The 9,046-nt window shown below is 35.2% G+C and carries 10 protein-coding genes and 1 tRNA gene; all 11 read left to right on the top strand.

Features of this window, described 5'->3' with window-relative positions:
* Window positions 1–173 precede the first annotated feature (173 nt).
* The 11 genes from QZQ55_RS09700 to QZQ55_RS09750 all read left to right on the top strand — a co-directional run bounded on the left by QZQ55_RS09700 (window position 174) and on the right by QZQ55_RS09750 (window position 8,915).
* Entirely contained in the window at window positions 174–1,133 is a 960-nt protein-coding gene (locus tag QZQ55_RS09700) for a helix-turn-helix domain-containing protein (RefSeq protein WP_295092858.1), read from the top strand.
* A 137-nt stretch (window positions 1,134–1,270) separates the two neighbouring features.
* The gene (larB, locus tag QZQ55_RS09705) at window positions 1,271–2,014 is read left to right on the top strand and encodes a nickel pincer cofactor biosynthesis protein LarB (RefSeq protein ID WP_295092860.1); all 744 of its coding nucleotides are present in this window, start codon (window positions 1,271–1,273) and stop codon (window positions 2,012–2,014) included.
* Window positions 2,011–2,805, top strand: coding sequence for a LarC family nickel insertion protein (locus QZQ55_RS09710; protein ID WP_295092861.1), 795 nt, complete (start codon window positions 2,011–2,013; stop codon window positions 2,803–2,805). The genes larB and QZQ55_RS09710 overlap by 4 nt, the downstream gene beginning before the upstream one ends.
* Window positions 2,783–3,247 carry a nickel insertion protein gene (gene larC, locus QZQ55_RS09715; RefSeq protein ID WP_295092863.1) on the top strand — a complete coding sequence of 155 codons (465 nt, stop codon included), beginning with the start codon at window positions 2,783–2,785 and terminating at the stop codon, window positions 3,245–3,247. The genes QZQ55_RS09710 and larC overlap by 23 nt, the downstream gene beginning before the upstream one ends.
* Window positions 3,225–4,025 carry an ATP-dependent sacrificial sulfur transferase LarE gene (gene larE, locus QZQ55_RS09720; RefSeq protein ID WP_295092865.1) on the top strand — a complete coding sequence of 267 codons (801 nt, stop codon included), beginning with the start codon at window positions 3,225–3,227 and terminating at the stop codon, window positions 4,023–4,025. The genes larC and larE overlap by 23 nt, the downstream gene beginning before the upstream one ends.
* A 1-nt stretch (window position 4,026) precedes the next feature.
* Entirely contained in the window at window positions 4,027–5,013 is a 987-nt protein-coding gene (locus QZQ55_RS09725) for an energy-coupling factor ABC transporter permease (protein WP_295092867.1), read from the top strand.
* On the top strand, window positions 4,988–5,722 hold the full coding sequence (locus tag QZQ55_RS09730) for an energy-coupling factor transporter transmembrane component T (protein WP_295092869.1): 735 nt from the start codon (window positions 4,988–4,990) through the stop codon (window positions 5,720–5,722). The genes QZQ55_RS09725 and QZQ55_RS09730 overlap by 26 nt, the downstream gene beginning before the upstream one ends.
* Window positions 5,719–6,447, top strand: coding sequence for an energy-coupling factor ABC transporter ATP-binding protein (locus QZQ55_RS09735; protein WP_295092871.1), 729 nt, complete (start codon window positions 5,719–5,721; stop codon window positions 6,445–6,447). The genes QZQ55_RS09730 and QZQ55_RS09735 overlap by 4 nt, the downstream gene beginning before the upstream one ends.
* A gap of 23 nt (window positions 6,448–6,470) precedes the next feature.
* Window positions 6,471–6,977: an anaerobic ribonucleoside-triphosphate reductase activating protein gene (gene nrdG, locus QZQ55_RS09740; RefSeq protein WP_295092873.1), complete on the top strand. Its 507-nt coding sequence runs from the start codon at window positions 6,471–6,473 to the stop codon at window positions 6,975–6,977.
* Between the two features lie 99 nt (window positions 6,978–7,076).
* Window positions 7,077–8,699: a peptide ABC transporter substrate-binding protein gene (locus QZQ55_RS09745; protein ID WP_295092875.1), complete on the top strand. Its 1,623-nt coding sequence runs from the start codon at window positions 7,077–7,079 to the stop codon at window positions 8,697–8,699.
* Window positions 8,700–8,838: 139 nt separating this feature from the next.
* Window positions 8,839–8,915 (top strand) — tRNA-His (locus QZQ55_RS09750).
* The last annotated feature ends 131 nt before the right edge of the window (window positions 8,916–9,046 follow it).

The following is a 9,046-nucleotide window of genomic DNA, read 5'->3' on the forward strand; positions in this document are numbered from 1 at the left end:
GGCGCAGAATTAGTGATTTTTCCTAGAATTGACACTTTTTCTCGTCTACCCTATTGATCAGACTTGTTTAGAAAAATCACCTCCTGCAACCGCTAGTTGACATATTTACAGCCTGAATTGGTAGAAGGAAACTACTATAATTGGTATATTTGGTATGTAAGGAGGAGATGATGATGATTCTTGCTGATAAGATTATAGAAGAAAGAAAAAAGAATGGCTGGTCACAGGAAGAACTCGCAAGTAAGTTAGGTGTATCTAGACAAGCTGTTTCTAAATGGGAAAGTGCAGGATCTATACCAGATCTGCAAAGAATACTTCAGATGTCTGAACTATTTGGTGTGACTACTGATTATTTACTGAAGGATGAAATAGAAGAAGAACCACTGAATGAATATGTTGAAACAAAAACAATCAAGGTAAGTATGGAAGAAGCCAATCAATATCTTGATATGAAAAGTAGAGGTTCAAGAATAGTCGCAAATGCAACGAGTCTATGTATATTAAGCCCTGTACCTCTTATAGTATTAGGTACAATGACAGAAGATCATGCACTTGTAGCTTTTAGTTTAGTATTTCTTCTTATACTAGTCGCAATAGCTGTCTATCTATTTGTGAATTATGGAATACGTGATGCTTCTATGCAACATCTAGAAAAAGAAATCTTTGAAACAGAATATGATGTATCAGGTATGGTACGTGAAAGAAGAAATCAATATGAATCTGCATACATAAGAAATATTGCGATAGGTGTTGTACTTTGTATTCTTTCTGTCATTCCTACTATTATGACAGGTGTGATGGAGGCGGATGACAGTATTAGTGGTATATCTGTAGGTATATTACTTGTTATTGTTTCTATAGGGGTCAATATTCTTATTCGTGCAGGTATGATCAAGTCTAGTTATGATACTTTATTGCAAGAGGGCGAGTATACAAAAGAAGAGAAACATTGGAAAAAGAAGACAGATGCTTTTTCAGGTGCTTACTGGTGTTTAATAGTCGCATTATATCTTGGATGGAGTTTCTGGACAAATAACTGGAAGTTCACATGGATTATATGGCCAGTGGCTGGAGGATTATATGCAGCAGTGCTTGGTATGGTGAAAATGACTATAGATGGTAGAGAGAAGTAGTTCTTAAAATAATTATTAGAAAAGTGATAGTTCGCAAGTTTTCTTGTGAACTATTTTTTTCTCATTGTATAATGAATATACAAAACATTTGACACTAAACCAGGGTTTAATGTTACCCTAATAAAGGTGGTGATTGTATGGAAACAAAAGAAATACTAGAAAAAGTTAAAACAGGAGAACTATCTGTAGAAGAAGCTGAACAATTCTTTAAGAAATCTGCTTTTGAAGAATTAGGTTATGCGAAATTAGATACAAATAGAGAAATACGTTCAGGATTTCAGGAAGTGATTTATTGCCAGGGAAAAGCAGATGATCACTTAGTCGGTATTGTGAGAAAACTTTATGAGGTTCAGGGAGAAGTATTTGGGACAAGAGCCTCAATACATCAATATGAACTCTTAAAGAATGAATTTCCTGAACTAGAATATGATCCATTGTCACATATTATTAAGATAGAAAAAGAAAAGGAACATAAAGGGAAGATTGTTGTATGTAGTGCTGGTACGGCAGATCTTAATGTTGCTGAAGAAGCAGCACAGACAGCTGAATTCTTTGGGAGTCATGTAGAACGTTTGTATGATGTAGGGGTGAGTGGTATTCATCGCTTATTATCTAAATTAGATATCTTGCAATCTGCAAGATGTATTATTGCGGTGGCAGGAATGGAAGGAGCTCTTGCAAGTGTCATAGGTGGTTTAGTAGACTGTCCTGTTATTGCAGTACCTACATCAGTGGGTTATGGAGCCAGCTTTCATGGTGTCAGTGCTTTACTTACAATGATTAATTCCTGCGCCAATGGTATTGCGGTAGTGAATATTGATAATGGCTATGGTGCAGGTTATATCGCAACTCAGATTAATAGAACGGGGGAATCAAAATGAATCAATTATATTTAGAATGTTATTCTGGAATAAGTGGAGATATGTTTGTCGCAAGCTTACTTGATTTAGGGGCTTCACAAAAAGTATTAGAAGAAGTTCTTTCATCATTATCTCTTACAGGGTTTAAAACTGAAATCACAAGAGTCAATAAATCAGGACTTGATGTCTGTGATTTTAATGTTGTATTAGAACATGATAATCATGATCATGATATGAATTACTTATATGGTGAACATACACATCATGAACATCACCATCATCATGAACATCGTCACTTGCATGATATTTTACATATCATTGATCATGCACAAATGACAGATCATGCTAAAGAATTGGCTAAAAAGATCTTCACTATTTTAGGTGAAGCAGAGGCCAAAGCTCATGGTACTTCTATTGAAGAAGTCCATTTTCATGAAGTAGGAGCTGTAGATTCTATTGTGGATATTATTTCTGCAACGGTATGTTTTGATGATTTAGGTATTGATGAAGTCTATATTCCTGTTATTTATGAAGGAACAGGTACTGTACATTGTGCTCATGGAACACTTCCTATTCCAGTTCCTGCAGTGAATAATATTGTATCGAGTCATCATCTACCTCTTCATATTGATACTATCAAAGGAGAACTTGTAACACCTACAGGTGCTGCTATCGCTTCTGCTATAGTAACAGATACTGTATTGCCTGAAACATTTACTATTAAGAAAACAGGTGTAGGAGCAGGTAAGCGTGCTTATGAAAGACCAAGCTTACTTCGTGCAATGTTGATTGAAACAGATCCCAGGCACTGATCAAGTATGTAAGCTAGAAACTAATATTGATGATAGTACAGGAGAAGTATTAGGGCATGTGATGGAATTATTAATGAAGCATGGCGCAAAGGATGTACACTATATTCCTGTAATGATGAAAAAGAACAGACCTGCTTATTTACTCAATGTATTATGTGACGAAAGTAAAAGAAAAGAATTAGAGACAATCATTTTTAAAGAAACAAGCACTATTGGTATTAGACGTACTTACATGGAACGTACAGTTCTTCAAAGAACTTTTGAAACAATTTCTACTCCCCTTGGTGATGCTGTATTTAAAGTGGTAGATATAGATGGAGAGAAAAGAGCGTATCCTGAATATGAAAGTGCGAAGTTACTAAGTGAAAAACACAATTTATCTATTATAGATGTTTATCAATTGTTGGAAAGGGGTTATTATGAAACTGTCAACCATCATTGATGTATATGTTCATGAGGATGTTATGATTGCTTTTTCAGGTGGAGTAGATAGTACACTCTTATTAAAAATGGCAGTTGAAGCATCACAAAAGTATCATACTCGTGTTTATGCGGTGACTATTCAAACAGCTCTTCATCCTGTTATGGAGGCAGATGAAGCCAAGAGAATGGCTGAAGAAATAGGGGCCATTCATAAAGTTATTCATGTAGATGAATTAGAAGGTGCAGGAATAGAGAATAATCCTGTGGATCGCTGTTATTTATGCAAGAAGTATATGTTTGCTCAAGTGAAGGAATTAGCACATAGTTTAGGTGTTTCTACTATTCTTGAAGGTACAAACGCAGATGATTTAAAACAATATCGTCCTGGTATTAAAGCCATTCAGGAATTAGGATTACATAGTCCATTACTTGAAGCGAATATGACTAAAAAAGAAATCAGAGAATTGGCTGGTACTTATGATTTAAAAGCAGCTAATAAGCCTTCTTCACCATGTTTGGCGACAAGATTTCCTTATCATACTTTACTTAATTATGAGGAAATGCGTAAAGTAGAAAAGATTGAAGATTATCTTCATGCATGTGGTTTCTATAATGTACGCGCAAGAATACATAATGACTTAGTACGTTTAGAAATTGACCAGGATACTTTTATGAAATGTATGGATAAACGTCAAGAGATTGTCTTATTTATTAAAGAATTAGGATATGACTATGTAACACTTGATCTAGAAGGATTTAGAAGTGGTAGTCAAGATATTAAACTGGAGGAAAAATAATATGCATATGGCTGACGCCTTAGTCTCACCTGCTGTTGCGACAACGATGTATCTGGCATCAGGTGCAATGACTATTTATTCAATTAAAAAACTAGAAGAAGAAAATGATCCACAGAAACTCCCAATGATGGGTGTCATGGGCGCCTTTGTCTTTGCAGCCCAGATGATCAATTTCACTATCCCAGGAACAGGTTCTTCAGGACACTTAACAGGAGGACTCATGTTAACAGCGTTACTTGGTCCTTATGCAGGTTTCTTAACGATGGTAGGTATACTGGCAATACAATGTCTGCTTTTTGCGGATGGTGGGTTACTTGCCCTAGGATGTAATATATGGAATATGGCATTTTATGGCTGTTTTATCTCATCGATGTTGATATTTAAGCCGATCATCAGTAAAAAATTATCTAAGAAGAATTTGATGATTGCCTCTATCTTAGGCTCTATCATCTCTTTACAATTAGGTGCTTTCTCAGTAGTTGTAGAAACAGAATTATCAGGTATTACAGCACTCCCATGGAACTTATTTATTGGTGTGATGCAGCCTATTCATCTTGCGATAGGTGCAGTAGAAGGTATTATTACAGGTTTAGTTCTATCATTTATTTATGAAGCACGTCCAGAACTGATTTGGCAGGGGCATACAACTAAACTGGCAAAAACATCTAAAAAGAAGCTTCTTGCACTTTTGGGTGGTCTATCAGTGGCCGTTGCTGGAATCTTATCAATATTCGCAAGTGCTTTTCCTGATGGATTAGAATGGTCTATTTTACAGTTAACGGGTTCTACAGAACTACAACATAAAGGTGCTCTTTATTCATTGTCTTCACATGTTCAGGAACTCACTGTATTATTACCTGACTATAATATTGCAGGACACGAATCAATACTAGGTGGGATGTTTGCAGGAATTATTGGAGTTTTAGTTGTTATAGGGCTCTATATGCTCATTCATCGTTATCATGAAAAACATACAGAAAGCCATTAAGAGAGTGCATCAAATTGATGCACTTTCTAAGCGTACAACCATTCTTTCTACCATTCATCCCACTTATAAGATTTTGATTGTATTATTTTATTTGATAATCACTGCTTCTTATTCTATTCATGATCTCTATATCTTAGTGATGTTTTTACCATTACTCTTATTTTCATTATTAGGAGAAATCAATTTATTCAAATGTCTAGGAGAACTCAAACCATTAGTGGCTTTATTACTCTTTATGGGAACACCGTTCTTATTCTTTAAGGGATATGGAATCACAAGTTTTATTGTGCTCGCATTAAAAGGAATATTTGCCTTACTATTCTCTTACATATTGATGACCACAACATCTATGGAGGAACTCTGTATAGGGTTATCTAAACTAAGAGTGCCTCAATCTCTTATTGTCGTCATCATGTTAATTCAGAGATATCTTATTCTTTTCTTTAAAGAAACAGATAAAACTTTGCTTGCCTATAGCTTACGTGCACCAGGGCAGAAAGGTATTTCTATAAAGACATGGGGAACATTAGTTGGTTCAATGATGCTTCGTTCCATTGATCGTGCCATGAATGTCTATCAATCCATGATGTTAAGAGGCTTTAAAGGAATGATGCCCTTCCAATCACAAAAATATGATAAAAAATTAGGTAGACTCACATTTGGTATTATGTGTGTATTGTTAGTAGTCTTGAAAGGAGTGACAATATGATTCAACTGGATCATTTCTCTTTCTCTTATATAGAGAATAATATTATTCTAGATGATCTTACTTTTTATATTCAAAAAGGTGAAAAGGTAGGCATTATAGGCTGTAATGGGGCAGGAAAATCTACACTTCTTAAAACAATCATTGGAATAGAACATGGTCAGGGAGAATTGCAGGTTGCAGGTATAGATGTCAACTATCAGAATCTTGCCTCTATCCGTTCTCATATTGGCTATGTATTTCAGGATTCAGATAATCAGCTCTTCATGTCTTCTGTTTATGAAGATGTGGCCTTTGGTCCAATGAATGAAGGATTACAAGGACAAGAATTAGAAGAACGTGTCAATAATGCATTGGACCTTGTACATATGCAGGATAAGAAGCATGAGAAGATTTATCGTTTATCCGGTGGAGAGAAAAAAAGAGCCGCTATTGCGACAGTCCTTTCTATGCGCCCAGATATTCTATTATTTGATGAACCTTCTGTTTCGTTAGATCCTAAACACCGTCGTGGACTAATCAACGTATTAAATGAACTGCCTTATACGATGCTCATTGCGTCTCATGATCTAGATTTTATTTATGATACATGTGATCGTGTTTTATTACTATCTAATGGGAAACTTGTGGCAGATGGACCAACTCAAGACATTTTGATTAATAAAAAACTGCTTGAAGATAATGGTTTAGAGCTTCCTCTTTCATTTATTAGACAAAAGAGTATATAATAAAACTTTGTGAGGTGAAAAAGATGCGTTATGCACAAATAAGAGAAGTAGATATTGCGAATGGACCAGGTATTAGAGTATCCCTTTATACTCAAGGTTGTCATCGTCATTGTCCATTCTGCTTTAATCAGGAAACATGGGACTTTAATGGAGGAAAGGCTTTTACAGAAGAATTAGAAAAAGCTTTAATCAAACTTATCAATAAACCCCATATTGCAGGATTCACACTATTAGGTGGAGAACCATTTGAAGAAGAAAACAGAGATGACATTTTAAAACTATTACAACATATTAAAAAAGATTGTCCTGATAAATCTGTATGGGTGTACTCTTCATTCCTATATGAAGAAATTATGGAATGGAAACAACCATTACTTGATTATGTAGATGTATTGGTAGATGGACCGTTTGTGAATGAATTGAAAGATTTAAGTCTGCAGTTTAGAGGCTCTTCTAATCAGAGATTAATTGATGTTAAGAAAACAAAAGAAAATAAAGAAATCACTCTTGTAGAGTTCAAAAAAGTATAATAAAAAATTATTAATCTAACAAATATTTAAATGTGCCTATACAAAAGAAAGCGTAATAGAGTATAATAGTATCAACAAAGATAAATGGAGGGGATTTTTATGAAAAGTCTCAAGATTATAGTGGCAGCAGCCTTGGCTGCTTCTATGTTAGTGGGATGTGGCTCTACTTCAGATGATAAAGCGATTTATAACTTTTCTAGTGAAGCAGACATTACATCTCTAGATTCAAGTGTTTCTGATGATGGTGTTTCATTTAATGCGATTCATGCATTTAGTGAAGGACTCATGGATATTACTGCAAAGGGTGGTACAAAGCTTGTTCCAGCTGCTGCATCATCTTATAAGGTATCAGATGATGGATTAACTTATACATTTACTATTAGAAAGAATGCGAAATGGTCTAATGGTGATGATTTAACAGCTGATGATTTTGTGTATTCATGGAGAAAATTAATTGCGAATGCAGGTAGTTATGCTTATATCTTTGGTAAAGAAGGTGCATGTATTAAGAATGCAGATGAACTTGCAGAACTTGGTACAACTGCTGGAGATAAGATTAAGGAATTAGGTGTTGAAGCAAAGGATAAGAAGACATTACAGGTTACATTATCTCAGCCATGTCCTTATTTCCTAGAAATTATGACATTCCCATGCTTCTATCCACAGAATCAGAAATTCGTTGAAAAGTGTGGTACGAAATATGCTACTGATGCCAAGTATTTACTTGCGAATGGCCCATTCCAGGTAACTAAGTGGACTAAATCTAATAAGATTACTTTTGTTAAGAATGACAAATACTACGATGCAGATAAGGTTGAATTAGATGGTTTAAATATGTATCTTGTTCAGGACCCTAAGACTGCTGCAGCGGCATTTGATAATGGTAAGGTTGATTTTGCGACTATTAACTCAGCTTTAGTAGATAAATATCAGGGTAAAGATAGCCTTGTAAAATTCAAGCAGGGTTATATGTATTATTTATATTTGAACTTCAACAATAAGGCTCTTGCGAATACAAATATTCGTAAAGCATTATCTCTCGCCATTGATCGTAAAGATTTATGTGATAAGGTCTTAAAAGATGGTTCTAGAGAAGCAGATGGTTTTGTAAGTGCTGATTTCACTTATGGACCAGATGGTAAAGAATATCGTTCAGAAGGTAAGGATTATACTCAGTATAATCTAAAAGAAGCACAGGCTGCTTTTGATCAAGGCTTAAAAGAACTCGGTGTTTCTTCATTAAAGTTAAGATTACTTTATGGTACAGATGAAACTCCTGCAGATACAGAAGCAGAATACTTACAGGCTTGTTTCAAGAAGCTTAAAGGATTAGATATCGAAATGGTTGCAACTGTTAAGAAGGACCGTGTAGAACGTCAGAAATCAGGCGATTTTGATATCTCATGTGCAAGATGGGGACCAGATTTCCCAGACCCTATTACTTATTTGAACCTTGTTTCTACAGGTAATTCAAATAACTATGGTAAATATAGTAATGCGAAGTATGATCAGCTTATTAAGGACTCTACAACAGAAAGAGATGCTAAAAAGAGATGGCAGATGCTTTATCAGGCAGAAGATATCTGTATGAGTGAATATGCTGTATTACCAGTATTCCAGAAGGGCGCTGCATCATTACAGAACAAGAAATATACAGGTATTGTCTATGAAGCAGCATTAGGTTCAGCATTCACATTCAAATTTATTCATAAGACTAAATAAGACACAAATCCCGGGTAAATCTCGGGATTTTAAATTTCTTCCCGAATTTCTCCCGAATTTCTTTAAAAAAAGTTTAATTTCCTCTTTACAAACAGCTAAGACTTGTATATAATCTTACTTGTCTCTTACGAGAGATATGGCGGTTGTGGTGAAGCGGTTAACACACCGGATTGTGGCTCCGGCATTTCGTGGGTTCGATCCCCATCAGCCGCCCCATTTGAAAATAACTCTGGTTTACCAGAGTTTTTATTTTATATAAATAAAGGAACTGTATTTTCATATAGTTCCTTTCATAGTGTGCCGGGCATGGCACTAATTCAGTCGGAGATAAACCGACCACAGGTATT

The organism is uncultured Catenibacterium sp. (genome assembly GCF_900540665.1).
In the GTDB taxonomy this organism is placed as follows: Bacteria; Bacillota_I; Bacilli_A; order Erysipelotrichales; family Coprobacillaceae; genus Catenibacterium.